The following is a 15,400-nucleotide window of genomic DNA, read 5'->3' on the forward strand; positions in this document are numbered from 1 at the left end:
AATTGCTTGTTTCTTTTATTGAGACAAGTCCTATAATCATGGAATTGACCTACATACTACAAGATATAGACAGCGCTGCAAAGACTGTTCTAGAGGCGATTACCTCCAAAACACTGTTGTTTAATGGTGAAATGGGATCTGGTAAAACAACCTTTATTAAAGCCTTGGTTAAGGCTTTAGGCAGTGAAGACACTGTAAGCAGCCCGACGTTCTCAATAGTAAATGAGTATCAAACGCAAGAAGATTCTATTTATCATTTCGACCTTTATCGTATAGAGTCAACAGACGAATTATACCAAATAGGCATCGAAGATTATTTGGCTACAAATAGCTGGAAAATGATAGAGTGGCCAGACCGTTTAGGTGAAATTGACCTTGATGCTACGAATATTCTTACTTTTTATACTGAAAAAACAGGCGAAAGACGCCTGAAATTAGATATAAACGAACGTATAACCCCAAATTCGCCTATGTACAACGAAAATTTAACATAAATTTTTGGCAATTTGCCACCACGTTATTGCTAAATACTACGGAAAAACCGTAACGCTTAGCCCCCGTCATTACTGGGTTTTAACATTTATTTAACAGAAATAAATTAGCCTCAAAACTAACTTTGAAGTGTTAATTAATTAAATCCCTTAGAAATGAAAGCTAAAAGATTAATCCTAGCAATTGCGATTTTCGGTGGTATGTTGTTCACTGTACAGGCGACAAACATTATAGACTTAAATGAGCAATCAACAACTCAAATCAAAAAGAAGAGTAAAACTATTAAACATTCCAACGGATAATAGTAACAAAAAATCTTTGATATTAGGGAGTATCATAGCTACATTTATAGCTATTACTCCCTATTTATTTTATTTATATCAGCATGTTCCTGAAACAAGAGTTTGGGAAAATTGGCTCTTCACCTATGATAGTAAAAGCTGGGATGATGCTAACTTTGCTATTTGGGTATTTACCAACAAGATAATTCCTTTCTTTTTTATTTTGATATGGTTCTTTACCTGCCGTCACTGGTGGTATCACGTCCTATTGGTTCCTATTGCGATGTATATCTACCAGACTATTGGAATATTCAATGAAAATATTACTCATATAGATAGATTTGAATTAATACACCTTATACCTGTTATGGCTATAGTTATTCCTTCAATTTATTTAATAAGAGCTAGAATGTTTAATAAACTTAATACTGCTAATAAATCTTTAGAAGAGTTAGAGGAAGAATTTATGCTTAAGCCTAAAGGACTTATAGGTAAGTTTAAGCAGTATTTCTAAATATAGATATATTATAATCAAAAACTAAAAGAAGCGCCAAACTTGAGTTTGGCGCTTCTCTTTTATATTATTCTTCAATCTTAATTCAGTTTTCCTAATCTTGGTACTCTAAACAATAATATAATACCTACCAAGAAGAATATAAACAAGAACACAATAGCATTGCGCATGCTTCCTGTTACTTGGTCTATAGAACCATAGATCACCATTCCTATGACAATACCTATCTTTTCAGCAACATCATAAAAACTAAAGTATGAGGTAGTATCCTCCGTTTCTGGCAAAAACTTGGAATATGTAGAACGCGCTAAGGCTTGCACACCTCCCATTACTAAGCCAACAAATCCAGCCGTAATGTAGAAATGTACAGGTGTGACCACAAAATAGGCGGCAAAACATAATAACATCCAAATGGCATTTACTGCTATCAATGTTCTTATGTTTCCAAACTTAGCAGAGGCTCTAGAAGTTAATACTGCTCCCAAAATAGCCACGATTTGGATTACAAGAATGCTTATAATCAATCCCATGGTTTTTTCATCTGCATCTGCCCATGCTATTTCCTCTTCTCCAAAATAAACCGCTACCAGCATTATGGTTTGTACTGCCATACTAAACACAAAAAAGGCAGCTAAATAACGCTTTAACCTCAGATTTTGCTTGAGCTGCTGCCAAACTTGTTTCAATTCTTTAAAACCATTGAATATGACATCTTTAGTCACTTTATGACCTTTTGAAGCGCCTTTTGGCAATACATAAAATGTATATTGACTGAATAGTATCCACCACAATCCAACAGTAATAAATGAATAGCGCATCATATCCATCTTTGCTGCTCCTTCATCTTGACTCATCACCATAACGAGGTTTATAATCAATAAAAGAACACTTCCTATATATCCTAAAGAAAATCCTTTGGCACTGATACTATCTTGTTGTTCTTCATAAGCAATATCTGGTAAATATGAATTATAGAACACCAAACTTCCCCAATAGCCTATGAGTCCCATAAAATAGAACAATAGACTTAAATGGATTCTATCCAGACTAAACCAATACAAACCGATACAACCCAATCCTCCTACATAGCAGAAAAACTTCATGAAGCTCTTCTTATTCCCCACATAATCTGCAATACCAGAAAGCAGTGGAGACAAAAATGCAACGACCAAAAAGGTAAATGCAGTGACAAATGTTATCAATGCAGTACTCTTAAATTCGAAGCCAAAGGCTTCAATTGTCTTGATCTCTGATAAAAATAATGCTGAATAAAATATTGGGAAAATAGACGATGCTATAGTTAGTGTATACACTGAGTTAGCCCAATCGTAAAACGCCCAAGCGTTTAGAAGTTTTTTACTTCCTTTTTCAAATGTTGCCATAAATAAAAAGCTGTTCGTTGGTTGAACAGCTTCTAAAGTAAAACTTTTATTTTAAACTGAAAGTTAATTTATTGGTCTGAAATCTGTAACTCCAAATTTGCGTGCTTCTGCCTTTGCCTCAGGAGCCCATTTGGTTAAATTCGCTATACGCGTATCATTAGATGGGTGCGTACTCAAAAATTGAGGTGGCGCTTGTCCTCCACTGTTGGCTTTCATACGCTTCCATAGTTCTGCAGCTTCGTCAGGGTTATAACCTGCTAGAGCCATTAACCTCAAACCTATACGATCTGATTCTGTTTCATGGCTTCTACTAAAAGGTAACATAAAGCCAACATTTGAACCAATACCATAAGATTGGTTAAAGATATTTCTGGTCTGATCATCTTTGATAAGCACATTTCCTGCAATTCCAATTCCAGCTTGGATATAAGCAGCACTCATTCTTTGCTGACCATGATTTGCTAATGCATGCGCAACCTCGTGTCCCATAATTGCTGCTACTCCTGTTTCATTTTGTGCTATTGGTAAAATCCCAGTGTAGAATACAATCTTCCCTCCTGGCATACACCAAGCATTTACAGTTTTGTCATCCACAAGGTTATACTCCCACTTGTAATCCTTTAAATAACCTTGTTGTCCATTGGCATTTAACCAACGTTCAGCAGCGACGGCTATACGTTGCCCAACACGTTTTATCATATCTGCATCTTTAGTACCTGTAACGACTTTATTTTCGCTCAAAAACTGACTATATTGAGAAAAAGCCGTCGGAAAAAGTGTAGAATTAGGTACAAATGCTAAGGTTTTCTTTCCTGTAAAAGGATTGGTTGCACATGAAAAAAACAGCACAACCGTGAAAATAGCTACTATATTATTTTTGAACTTCATTGAAAAAGTATTTGATGTTAATCTTAGAGTGTTAATTGAACTATAAAAATACAAAAATCGTTCCTATCTTTTATGACACAGGAACGATTTATAAGTCACTTTTCAATGAGAAAAATTATTTTCCTATAATATGCAATTCTCCAAAATTCTTATCAATTACCATTGCATGAGTACCATTCATTTTGACATGTTTTAAAGGAATTATCTCATTATCCAATTGAATTTCTTTGATATCGAATGGCAAGCCATGAATGTTTAGTTTGAAGGTTTCATAAGAAGTCATGTACTTACCCTCTTTATGCTGCTGTATGATTAACTCATTCTCCTTTCCTGTCAGTTTGAAGGTCCTCAGGCTATAACGTCCTTTGGTATAATCATAACCATCATGTGCATCGTCAAACAATTGTGACTTCTCCTTCCCTTTCTTGTAATATACTTCTAAGGTAACTTCGTCTATTTCTTTTTCGCCTACATACTGTTGCACAGGATATTTAGGGATAATTGCACCTTCTTTCACAAAGATTGGCATACTATCTATATCTGCATCAACCCACATCTCTTTTCCTCCTTTGACCAACTTATCGTCCCAATAATTATACCAATTGCCTCTAGGCACATACATACGTCTTCCTTTTGCATTGGGCTCTAGAATTGGACAAACCAGAATCTGCTCACCAAATACAAATTCGTCTGTTCTATAGTGCGTATGCACATCATCTTGATCATACAGTACTAAAGACTTCAACAATGGTGTGCCATGGTCTACATAGTTCCAGAATGCTGTATATAGATATGGTAATAATTGGTATCGTAACTCAATAAACTTGCGTACATAATCTGTAACATCTTCATCGAAAGCCCAAGGTTCTTGATCTCCATGATCTCCTGAAGAATGCACTCTACAAAACGGATGAAATATTCCTAATTGAATCCAACGCGTAAACAATTCTCCTTGTGGTTGTTCTGCAAATCCGCCTATGTCACTCCCAACAAACCCAAATCCGGACATTGACATTCGCTGCGCTTGAATATTGGCTATCCAAAGATGTTCCCAATTTGCGACATTATCTCCTGTCCATGAAGACGTATAACGTTGAGTGCCAGAGTATGCTGCTCTTGTAATAACAAAAGGGCGTTTTGGATAAGCAAATTTTTTCAAACCTTGATATGTAGCTCTCGCCATTTGCATTCCGTAAACGTTATGTGCTTTTCTATGGCTGCAATGGTTGCCGTCATAGTTATGTCTTACATCATCTGGAAAGGTTTTGTTTGGCACTTCCATAACTGCAGGTTCATTCATGTCGTTCCAAACTCCTTTAATGCCTATATCCTCAATTAATTCTTTGAATAATCCAGACCACCAGTCTCTCACTTCCGGATTTGTAAAATCGGGGAAATAACATTCTCCTGGCCAAACTTTTCCTTTCATATAGGGACCATCTGCTCGTTTACAGAAATAATCTTTTTCTAAGGCTTCTTTGAACACAGAATAGTCTTTGTCTATTTTAATTCCAGGGTCAATGATAGCTACAGTCTTAAACCCATCATCAGCTAGTTCTTTGACCATACGCTTTGGGTCTGGGAAATGATTATTATCCCATGTAAAACAGCGAAATCCATCCATATAATCAATATCTAGATAGATGGCATCACATGGTATTTTTAGTTTTCTAAATGTCGATGTTACTTCTTTGACTTTGCTTTCTGGATAATAACTCCACTTACATTGATGGTAACCCAAAGCCCATAGAGGTGGCAATTGATGTGGCTTTCCTGTGAGGTCTGTATAACTTTCTACAACATCTGTCATTTTTGGCCCATAGAAAAAGTAGTAGTTCATCTCTCCTCCCATAGCCCAAAAGCTAGTTACGTTACGTCTTTCTTGAGCAAAATCAAAAAAACTTCTGAACGTATTATCAAAGAAAATTCCGTAGGCTTTCTTATGATGCAATCCTGTATAGAAAGGGATAGCCTTGTAGATAGGATCGGTATCCTTTCCGTAAGCATAGGAATCTGTAACCCAGTTTTGATAACGCTTGCCTTTCAGGCTTAAATGGTTTGGCTTGTCTCCCAGTCCATAATAGCTTTCTCCGTCATTAGAAGCTTTGCTCATCTTTACGATGTTGCCTCCATGTTCATAGCTTTCTTCCCAGTGGAATCCTATTTCATCCTTATTGATAAGTACATTATCCTTAGCATCATATAAGGCTACGCGAAGGTTCTCTTTAGAAATATGGCAAATCAATTTAGATGTCTCAACAATGTACTTGTCATCCTCTTCTTTAATGTCTAAATGATTATATCCTGTACTTGCATATTTGGTAATTGCATAGGAAAAATCATTCCCAAAAGTTCCTGTTGTTGTATATCGAAATCGCAGTACACTATCTCTGATAACCCTTAATTGCAAAATGACATCATTATCCGTATAAAAATATAATGTGTCTACATCTTTTTTGAAATCTACTATCCTTGAAGGGAACATGTTTCCCTTATGCTCTAACTCAGTATTTACAATCATTAATCGGTCTTTAAAGTATGTAAAAGAAAAGAAAACTTATCACTTATAAAAGGCTGTATCACTGCTTTTATTAACTCAAACGTTGTAGTTTATTATATCTTTTTAAATTAAGTCTAATAAGTCTTATTTTGTGTATTTAAAAGCCACCATTCCTAATGGTGGAATTATTATTTCTGCTGAAAAATTTCTAAACTGCCATTCCAAGTTTTCTATAGAAATTGATTTGTTTTTGTAGTCACCAGTGCCTGCATATTTTTTGAGATCACTATTGAAAACTTCTTTCAATTTTCCTTCTTGTGGTAAACCAATTCTATAATTATCTCTCGGTATTGGTGTCATATTACAAGCCACAATGATATCTTCTTCTGGTTTCTTCCCTTTTCGTATGTACACCAACACAGAATTTTCAGCATCATTGTAGTCAATCCATTCAAAACCATCTGCCGAGAATTGCTTTTCATATAGTGCTGGTTCTGTTTTATATAATTTGTTCAAGTCTCTAATCAAAGCTTGAACGCCTTTATGAACATCGTACTCTAGCAAATGCCAATCTAAACTATTTTGAAAATCCCATTCTTCACTCTGACCAAATTCTGCGCCTTGGAATAACAAATTAGTTCCTGGGTGTGTGAACATATAGCTATATAACAATCTAAGATTAGCAAAGCCTTGCCATTCATCTCCAGGCATTCTTCCTAGAATTGAATGCTTTCCATAGACCACCTCATCATGGCTTAATGGTAGCATGAAGTTTTCGGTAAACGCATACGTCATACTAAACGTAAGATCGTTTTGGTGGTGCTTTCTGTAGATTGGTTCTTTTGCAAAATATTGAAGTGTATCGTGCATCCAGCCCATCATCCATTTCATACCAAAGCCCAATCCTCCTAAGTAAGTTGGTTTGGAAACCATTGGGAATGATGTCGATTCTTCTGCTATGGTCTGTACATCGGGGAAATTACTATAAACTGCTTCATTCATCTCTTTCATAAATGCTATAGCTTCCAGGTTTTCTCTACCTCCAAATTGATTTGGTTCCCATTCACCATCATCTCGTGAATAATCTAAAAACAACATCGATGCTACAGCATCTACACGCAGACCGTCTACATGGTATTGATCGAGCCAAAAAATAGCATTGCTAATAAGGAAAGACTTCACTTCGTTTCTTCCATAATTGAATATAAGGCTCTTCCAGTCTGGATGGTATCCTTTACGCTTATCAGGGTGTTCATATAAATGAGACCCATCAAAGAAACCTAGTCCATGCGCATCTTCTGGAAAGTGTGATGGGACCCAATCCAAAATAACGCCAATACCATTTTGATGAAAGGCATCTACTAAGAGTTTAAATTCTTCAGGATAACCAAAACGTGAAGTTGGTGCAAAATATCCTGTCAATTGATAGCCCCAACTTGGATCATAAGGGTATTCCATGACTGGCATAAACTCCACATGTGTAAAGTTCATATCCTTCACATAGTTCACCAATTCATCTGCCATTTCTTCGTAAGATAGGAAGCGCCCTTCTTCGACATGCTTTTTCCAAGAACCTAAATGCACTTCGTAAACTGAAAATGGTGCATCGATAGCATTATGCTTTTTTCGTGAAGTCATCCATTTAGAGTCTTTCCAATTGTGATTGGAGTCCCATACAATGGATGCTGTCTTTGGTGGATGCTCACAACGTCTAGCATATGGATCTGCTTTTTCAGTCTTTATATCATTATGATGACTTTGAATCTTGTATTTATATATACTGCCTTTACCAACATTTGGGATAAATCCTTCCCAAATTCCACTTTCGTCCCAGCGTACATTCAATGGGTGTTCTCCTTCAATCCAATAATTGAAATCTCCAATAACTGAAACTGCTTTTGCACTTGGTGCCCAAACAGCGAAGTAGGTACCTTCTACACCATCTACAGTGAGTATATGAGATCCGAACTTTTCGTATAGTTTATAATGCTTTCCTCCTTTGAATAAGTCTATATCGAAATCTGTGAATAAGCTATGCGGAATAACTTTTGCCATAATTAACCATTAATAATATTTGAGATTCCCTTTAACGGAATAACTGCCCAGCGTGGACGTGAATTGAGTTCATAGCCCAACTCGTAAACTGCTTTTTCTAGCATTGAATATTGTAGTATGAAAATGCGCTCTTGCCTGTAACCAATATTGAGATTGGCCGTTTTAATCTCTTCAACGTAAACGCCCATGAACACCCCTATAAAGTACTTGTACAACAACTCTCCTGCTTCAAAAAGATCTTCTTGAGCTTGCGGATAGGATTCGCTATTGTTGAAGATAGTAGCATAGATCGCATAATGAAAACTCCTGAACAAACCTGCTACGTCTTTTAATGGTGGCTGTTTCACTTTTCTATCTCTAATGGTGCTTTCGGGTTCACCTTCAAAATCTAGTATAAAAAAGTCATCATTCTGAACTAAAATCTGTCCTAAATGATAATCACCATGTACACGGATACGCTCTCCTTTTAGCTTGGTCCAATCAAAGTTTACAAAATGTTTTCGTATTGCATTTTTCTTCTCCAAAAATTCTTTGGCTAAATCTAATGCCAAGCCATCAAGCTTATGAAGATTGTTTTCAATAGCATTGAGCCTATTCTGAAATTGATGCAAGAGCCTATTCTTCAACCAAACTGTATAATCGTCATTAAATCTTGTTGGCTCAAAAGCAGTTTCTTCGAATTCTGATCCTAGCGCTGTGTGCATTTCTGCTGTTCGTTTTGCAAGTTGCTGAATCTTCAGAAAAACATTTAACCCTACCCAATCTATTAGTTGTGGTGGAACATCACTTATTTGTAGTCTACTATATAGGTTTGTATCTGGAAGTGATTTAATCTTTATTTTCTTAGCACTTAGGTTTAAAAACACTTTGTGCAATTCTTTCAACATATAATCCCATGCATCGCCTTCATTATCAATCATCTCTTGCATCAATGCAATTGTAATGTATCTGCTATCGGAATCTACAATGTTAATACTACCTAAGTATGCTGGTGTATTTTTGAACTGCTTCTTCTCTGACAAAAAGCGACTCATTTCATAATCTGGATTCTTGTTGCTGTAAATTCTTCTAAAGAACTTGAGTACATACTTTTCATTATAGACAATCGAAGTATTACTTTGTTCTAATCCCATAAACCTAGAAGATTCATATGAAGCATCTCCAAGCAATTCGCTTTTGTGGTACTGAACCTTGGTTCTGTCTACTAGCATAGCTGTAGAAATACGATCGAAAACCAACTTTCTGAAAGCTTCTAAATTAATGGCATCTATTATGAAGCCTTCTTGTCCTTTGATACTTATAGGAAGGATTCTATCTTTTTTTGCAAAATTGGGATCAGATACAAATGCAATTGGTAAGAAATAATGCTGGTAAAACGCTTCTACGAAATTGACTTCTAGAATGAGTCCATAGTACACTTCTCCATCTCGCTGTATCCTGAAATATTCCGCAAGCTCAATATACTTGAGTTTACTAGACTTACCTCCATACCAACGCTGCTGAATAATGTAATCTTCCAAAACATCTGATAAAAACACCTTAACGAACTCCTCGTTATCTAGTAGAGCTTCCCATTCAGTGTCAAAATTGAATGGTATTTGCTTTAGTGATGTTTTATTGGCTTTGCTAGACATGGCTATTTATTTATTTTGAAAATATGGAACGGTAAAGCTGGATGCAGCTCCACAAAATTCCACTCATCGTACCAATTATAGCTACTTCCTGTAATAAGGTCGTGGACTTCTACTTTGTGTCCATGAGCAATACCTAAATCATGTAAAGGTAGCTGTACAGTGCCTTGTTGTGGATAATAAGAATCTAGACTAACTATAACTAAAACCTCGTTGCTTCGATCTTGATTCCACTTATAAAAAGCTATAAGATTATCATTCTCTATATGGCAAAACTTGATATTGTTGGTTTGCTGTAAGGCTTCATGTTCATGTCTTATCTTATTGATTCTTGAGATAATCGTAGTAATCTTATTTTCCTTGAACCAATCGTAATGACATAGTTGAAACTTCTCAGACATGTAATATTCCTCTTTCCCTGGAATCGCATCACTAATCATCTGCTCAAACACTGGTCCATAAATACCAATATTGGAACTCAACGTTGCCGCAAGCACATAACGTTCTAAATATTTGGCTTCATTGGCACCTTGCAGGTGATACGGGTTTATATCTGGAGTATTTGGCCAAAAATTTGGTCTCATGTATTCGCGCTGATCGGTTTGCGTGAGCTCAGTCATATACTCGATTAATTCGTGCTTAGAGTTTCTCCATGTAAAATACGTATAGGACTGTGTATAGCCTTGTTTGGCAAGCTGCTGCATAACTTTTGGCTTAGTAAATGCTTCTGCCAAAAAGATAATGTCCGGATGTTTTTTCTTTACTTCTGAAATGATCCAATTCCAAAAATAGTATGGCTTGGTATGGGGATTATCAACCCTGAAGACTTTAATCCCGCAATCAATCCAATGCATTAAAATGTCTAAGCACTCCTTCCATAAATTTTTATAGTCTTTACTTTCCCAATAAATCGGAAGAATATCCTGATACTTCTTTGGAGGGTTCTCAGCATATTGCACGGTACCATCTGGTCGCCATTTGAACCAATCTGGATGTTCCGTTACCCAAGGATGATCAGGAGCAGCTTGTAACGCATAGTCCATGGCGATTTCTATACCAAGTTCTTTTGCTGCCTCAACTAATTCTTTAAAATCTTTTTCGCTACCAAGTTGTGGATGAATGTCTTTGTGTCCGCCTTCCTTAGAACCTATTCCCCAAGCAGAACCTACATCACCTTCAAAAGCTTCTGTAGTATTGTTTTTTCCTTTTCTATTGACTTCCCCAATAGGATGTACTGGTGGAAAATATAGTGTATCAAAACCCATTTCTGCTATACGTGGCAATAGTCTGTGGCAATCTTTAAAGGTTCCGTGTTGTCCTTCTATTTCTGAAGATGAGCGAGGAAAGAATTCATACCAAGTACTAAATCTAGCCTTTAATCTATCGACATAAACTTGAAAGTCTTGAGTGCTATTTGATAAGTGCTTTTCAGGATACTTAGTAAATATTTCTTTTAGCTTACTGTTCTTTGCTTCAAAGATGGCTTCGTCATATCTAGATTCATCTCCAAAAGCATCAATACAGTTTTGCAAATAATCTATTTCTGTCTTGTTAGCATTCTTTAAGAGTGGTTTTAAATACTCTATACCTTCAAGTAGTTCAGAAACAACATGTTGATTATCGTCAATTTTACGCTCAATACCATGCTGCCAATTGAGCGCATAGTCTACCCATCCTTCTACTTTATAAGTATAAAAACCTTGTTTCTCAACAACAAAAGATGCTTGCCATTCATCATTGCCCAAATGTTGCATACGCATCTCTTTCCAAGTACGTTCATTTTCATGTTTATATAATACCGAAGCTGCAATAACATCATGACCATCTACAAGGACATGTGCATTTATATTTATGATTTCACCTACAACTCGCTTTATAAAAAACTCACCATTATTAATCTGTGGCGACACGAAATCGATGACGATTCTTCTCTGATTTTGCATTAGTTAGCTAATTTTATGAAGTAAAATTAACAAAATATGGGCTGCGAAATTTGAATACCAATCAGATATGAAAACTACATCGTTTGAGTGTTGATAAGTTCTTGATTTTTACCTTTTGGAGATAGCTTTTTTGGTCACTTTTTCTAATAATCTCATCTTTTTGAAGATTGATTAGCATGAAATTTTAATTTCAAATATTGTAATTTAGAAATATTAGTTTCGACTAGATTTAAAGTAATTGAATTTTAAGATGAAAAAGATATTTTTAATAAGCATTTTAGCCTTGTGTTTCAGTTGCAATTCATCTGCGCAGAAGAAACAAGAAAAAGAGCAGAAAGTATATCCTGTTACCAAAACAGATGCAGAATGGAAAGCGCAATTGAGTTATGCTGCTTATGATGTGCTTAGGAAAGCAGGAACAGAACGTCCTTTCTCTAGCCCTTTAAACAAAAACTACAAAAAAGGCACCTATGTTTGTGCTGGTTGTGATACGCCTTTATTCAAAAGTGAACATAAGTTCGATTCTGGTACAGGTTGGCCAAGTTTTGACAGAGAGATTAAAGGTAACGTAGAATATGACACGGACTATAAAATTGGTTATGCGAGAACTGAAGAGCATTGCGCTACTTGTGGTGGTCATTTAGGTCATGTATTCAATGATGGACCAAGAGATACTACCGGAAAACGTCATTGTATTAATGGTGTTGCATTAAAGTTTGTACCTGCCGAAGACTGATATACTCCTTAAATATAACTATAAGAAATAGGAATCATTGGTTCCTATTTTTTATGCTCTTTTGTTTTAGTTTTATGATATGGAATATTCATACTTACCAAGCGTTATAAAACAATTCGAATATTACAAATCCCTAGGCGATAAAACTATCGCGCAACTCACCGATGAGCAATTGCATTGGCAGCAAAATGAGGATTCTAATAGCATAGCTATTATTGTAAAGCATATTGCTGGAAATATGCTGAGTCGCTGGACAAACTTCTTAACTGAAGATGGTGAAAAAGAATGGCGCAACAGAGATGACGAGTTTATAGACTCCTTCAACTATAGAGAGGATTTAATTAACTATTGGAATAAAGGCTGGAATTGTCTCTTTGATGCTATAAAACCTTTAAACGAAAACGATTTGGGTCGCATCATTTACATACGAAACCATGGTCACACCGTAACCGAAGCTGTAAATAGACAGATGATGCATTATGCTTATCACATTGGGCAAATTGTTTTCGTTGGTAAACTCATAAAAGGCAGGTCTTGGCAAACACTATCTATTGCCAAAGGACAATCTACCACTTACAATTCTGATAAGTTTTCAAAAGATAAAAGAAGAACACATTTTACAGACGACCTTTAATTTTCTTTTCTATTTTTGAAGCGTGTTTAGTAAAGAGGAAAGCCGATTATTACGAGAAGAATTTTGGACAAGTTTTGGAAAGTCATTTCCAAGAAAGTGGATTCTATATAATACCAAAATAAAAGGCTTATCCTTCAAATTCTATTTTGACACTAAGAAAGCTTTAGTAGCTCTAGATCTTGAGGATGATTTGGAAAACCGAATCAACTCTTGGGAGAAATTAGTAGCGTTAAAATCTATCCTCACTACAGATTTTTTACCTGAAGCTTTTTACGAAGAAGAATATTTTCTAGATAACGGAAAGGAAATTTCACGTATTTATGTGCCTTTGGAAGCCAAAGTATCTATCCATAATAAGAATTCTTGGAGAGATGTTATGGAGTTCTTTAATGAAACTATGAGCTTGTTTGAAGCCTTTTTTGAAGAGTATAAAGATGTGATTAAAGGTTGAGTGATTTCCTCATTCTATAATCATCCATAATATAACCGCTTCCTATATCAAAAATCACATCTTCTACGGTTTCAAAACCCATTTTATGGTAAGCACCTATTGTTTTAGAATTGTACTTGTTCACGGTTAACTCGATAGCGTCGCACTCTAATTCTAAAGCTCTATTATTGATGAACTCTAAAGCAAATTTTCCGTATCCTTTACCTCTTTCGCTAGCGAGCACATAGAACTTACTTAGAAAAAGTGCTTCGTCTCGTTTCTGAATACTTAGATAGCCAACTGAGGTATCATCATTAATAAGATAGTACTCATATCCTTCTTCAATCTGGTTTTCTATAGCATTTTTGGACTGGAACTTTTCTAGCATATAAGCGACCTGAGCTTCACCGATTATGGGTGTGTAATGAAGTTCCCATATTACTTTTCCTAAACGTTCAACTTCAAAAATTTGAGAACTGGTTGTAACACGCTCTATTTGCATAACACCGTATTAAATTACGTAGTTAAAGATCATAAAAAAATGGAAAATAGCACCTGCCAAAACAAATAAATGCCAAATCACATGGTTGTATGGGATCTTCTCAATGGCATAAAAGACTATCCCTACTGTGTAAGCCAAACCGCCTACAATTAAAAACACCAAGCCAGTAGGATCTAAACGCTCTACTAATGTAGAAAAATCAAACACAATAAGCCATCCCATGACCAAATAGAGCAACGTAGAGAACAATTCGAATTTACCTGTAAAGAATATTTTTAGTATTATTCCAAATGCAGCAATAAGCCATACAGTCCAAAAGAGCATCCAACCCTTACTATCAGGCAACATTATCAATAACACTGGTGTATACGTTCCTGCAATGAGAAGATATATACTAATGTGATCTATAATTCTGAAATAGTGCTTGCGCCTTGGTCCAGTCACAGCATGATAAAATGTTGATGCCAAAAACAAAACAATGATAGAAATACCGTAAACGATAACACTAAAAAGACTGTAAGGTGTATCACTATTACTAAACACAATAAGCAATACCAAACCAGCAATTCCTAGTGCAGCACCAATACCATGACTCCATGCATTGAGCTGTTCTTCTAGCTTAGTCTGTGCTCGCATTTTTGGTAGTTTTGTCGTTTAGCCATTTATCAGTAAGATCGTAGAAGTCTATTTCAAAAGCTGGTTTTTGGCGATCTAGTCGTCCATTCTGGAATGCGCGCTCCAAGATATCCTCGATTAAGAAATCTTCTTTGACATCTATGGGCTTAAACTCTTCCTTCAGAGATATATCAAAGAGTTTTGCTGTATTCTGAAACCAGAATGCGCGCCATCCACTCCTAAGCTCTTTAATAAGCTTGAATGCTGTTTTACCTGTTTGTCTATGAATCAGCTTAATTAATATCTGACCTTCAGTACGTGTAAGCTTTTTGAGTTCCGCAGAAAATTCATTTTCGATATACTTCTGAATCATCTTCGCATAACGTTTCTTTTTTCGCTTAGAATCCAGCTTTTCTAATCGTTCGTTCAAAGCGAGTAAACGCTCAGCAGCTAATTTAGCATATGGGTAAACCTTAATGGTTTTGCGTTTCAAAATAAGATATCTAATACGATCGTCTTTAGTATCGAATTTTAGTTTATGTAAAACGATAACTTCATCGAGATCAATAACAGTTTTTGGTATAGAATCGCCTTCAATAATATAGTATTCTACCTCAGTAGAATCCTGAGGAATCGGCTCTATTTGAGCCATTCCTAACCAAGGTAGTAACAGAATAAGACTTATAATTTGTTTCATCATTATTATATAGACGCTAAAACCATTCCAAATGCTACATCAAACCTATTTAAAAAAATAGAAATTGATGGAGTAAAATTAAGAATTTAGCTATTCTTAA

At 35.7% G+C, this 15,400-nt stretch carries 14 protein-coding genes; 5 read left to right on the forward strand and 9 right to left on the reverse strand.

Annotation, left to right across the window (positions count from 1 at the left end; genetic code table 11):
- Positions 1–38: 38 nt before the first annotated feature.
- Both tsaE and NCE97_RS04055 read left to right on the forward strand, forming a co-directional pair.
- On the forward strand, positions 39–494 hold the full coding sequence (gene tsaE / locus NCE97_RS04050) for a tRNA (adenosine(37)-N6)-threonylcarbamoyltransferase complex ATPase subunit type 1 TsaE (RefSeq protein ID WP_353777609.1): 456 nt from the start codon (positions 39–41) through the stop codon (positions 492–494).
- Positions 495–732: 238 nt separating this feature from the next.
- Positions 733–1,287: a hypothetical protein gene (locus NCE97_RS04055; RefSeq protein WP_353777610.1), complete on the forward strand. Its 555-nt coding sequence runs from the start codon at positions 733–735 to the stop codon at positions 1,285–1,287.
- 80 nt (positions 1,288–1,367) lie between these two features.
- Here the strand turns inward: NCE97_RS04055 and NCE97_RS04060 are convergent, their stop codons facing one another.
- The 6 genes from NCE97_RS04060 to NCE97_RS04085 form a co-directional block, all read right to left on the reverse strand.
- Positions 1,368–2,669 (reverse strand): MFS transporter, encoded by a 1,302-nt coding sequence (locus NCE97_RS04060; RefSeq protein WP_353777611.1) that lies wholly within the window; start codon positions 2,667–2,669, stop codon positions 1,368–1,370.
- A gap of 63 nt (positions 2,670–2,732) precedes the next feature.
- On the reverse strand, positions 2,733–3,557 hold the full coding sequence (locus tag NCE97_RS04065) for a M48 family metallopeptidase (protein WP_353777612.1): 825 nt from the start codon (positions 3,555–3,557) through the stop codon (positions 2,733–2,735).
- Between the two features lie 115 nt (positions 3,558–3,672).
- Positions 3,673–6,078, reverse strand: coding sequence for a glycoside hydrolase family 31 protein (locus tag NCE97_RS04070; protein ID WP_353777613.1), 2,406 nt, complete (start codon positions 6,076–6,078; stop codon positions 3,673–3,675).
- A gap of 123 nt (positions 6,079–6,201) precedes the next feature.
- Positions 6,202–8,112 carry a 1,4-alpha-glucan branching protein GlgB gene (glgB, locus tag NCE97_RS04075; RefSeq protein ID WP_353777614.1) on the reverse strand — a complete coding sequence of 637 codons (1,911 nt, stop codon included), beginning with the start codon at positions 8,110–8,112 and terminating at the stop codon, positions 6,202–6,204.
- A gap of 2 nt (positions 8,113–8,114) precedes the next feature.
- Positions 8,115–9,746, reverse strand: coding sequence for a trehalose synthase (locus NCE97_RS04080; protein WP_353777615.1), 1,632 nt, complete (start codon positions 9,744–9,746; stop codon positions 8,115–8,117).
- A gap of 2 nt (positions 9,747–9,748) precedes the next feature.
- Positions 9,749–11,686, reverse strand: coding sequence for an alpha-1,4-glucan--maltose-1-phosphate maltosyltransferase (locus NCE97_RS04085; RefSeq protein WP_353777616.1), 1,938 nt, complete (start codon positions 11,684–11,686; stop codon positions 9,749–9,751).
- 250 nt (positions 11,687–11,936) lie between these two features.
- Between NCE97_RS04085 and msrB the strand changes: the two genes are divergently transcribed.
- From msrB to NCE97_RS04100, 3 genes are all read left to right on the forward strand, one after another.
- A complete protein-coding gene (msrB, locus tag NCE97_RS04090; RefSeq protein WP_353777617.1) occupies positions 11,937–12,422 on the forward strand; it encodes a peptide-methionine (R)-S-oxide reductase MsrB in 486 nt (161 codons plus the stop codon).
- 79 nt (positions 12,423–12,501) lie between these two features.
- Entirely contained in the window at positions 12,502–13,056 is a 555-nt protein-coding gene (locus tag NCE97_RS04095; RefSeq protein WP_353777618.1) for a DUF1572 family protein, read from the forward strand.
- Between the two features lie 22 nt (positions 13,057–13,078).
- On the forward strand, positions 13,079–13,507 hold the full coding sequence (locus NCE97_RS04100) for a DUF4268 domain-containing protein (RefSeq protein WP_353777619.1): 429 nt from the start codon (positions 13,079–13,081) through the stop codon (positions 13,505–13,507).
- Here the strand turns inward: NCE97_RS04100 and NCE97_RS04105 are convergent.
- Genes NCE97_RS04105 through NCE97_RS04115 form a run of 3 tightly spaced genes read right to left on the reverse strand, consistent with a single transcriptional unit; the run spans position 13,497 to position 15,300 of the window.
- Complete coding sequence (locus NCE97_RS04105; protein ID WP_353777620.1) at positions 13,497–13,988, reverse strand: GNAT family N-acetyltransferase; 492 nt, start codon at positions 13,986–13,988, stop codon at positions 13,497–13,499. The two genes, NCE97_RS04100 and NCE97_RS04105, sit on opposite strands and share 11 nt — an antisense overlap.
- Before the next feature lie 9 nt (positions 13,989–13,997).
- Positions 13,998–14,624 (reverse strand): PAQR family membrane homeostasis protein TrhA, encoded by a 627-nt coding sequence (gene trhA / locus NCE97_RS04110; protein ID WP_353777621.1) that lies wholly within the window; start codon positions 14,622–14,624, stop codon positions 13,998–14,000.
- A complete protein-coding gene (locus tag NCE97_RS04115; protein WP_353777622.1) occupies positions 14,608–15,300 on the reverse strand; it encodes a DUF4294 domain-containing protein in 693 nt (230 codons plus the stop codon). The genes trhA and NCE97_RS04115 overlap by 17 nt, the downstream gene beginning before the upstream one ends.
- Positions 15,301–15,400: the final 100 nt, after the last annotated feature.

Source organism: Winogradskyella sp. 3972H.M.0a.05 (assembly GCF_040493455.1).
In the GTDB taxonomy this organism is placed as follows: Bacteria; Bacteroidota; Bacteroidia; order Flavobacteriales; family Flavobacteriaceae; genus Microcosmobacter.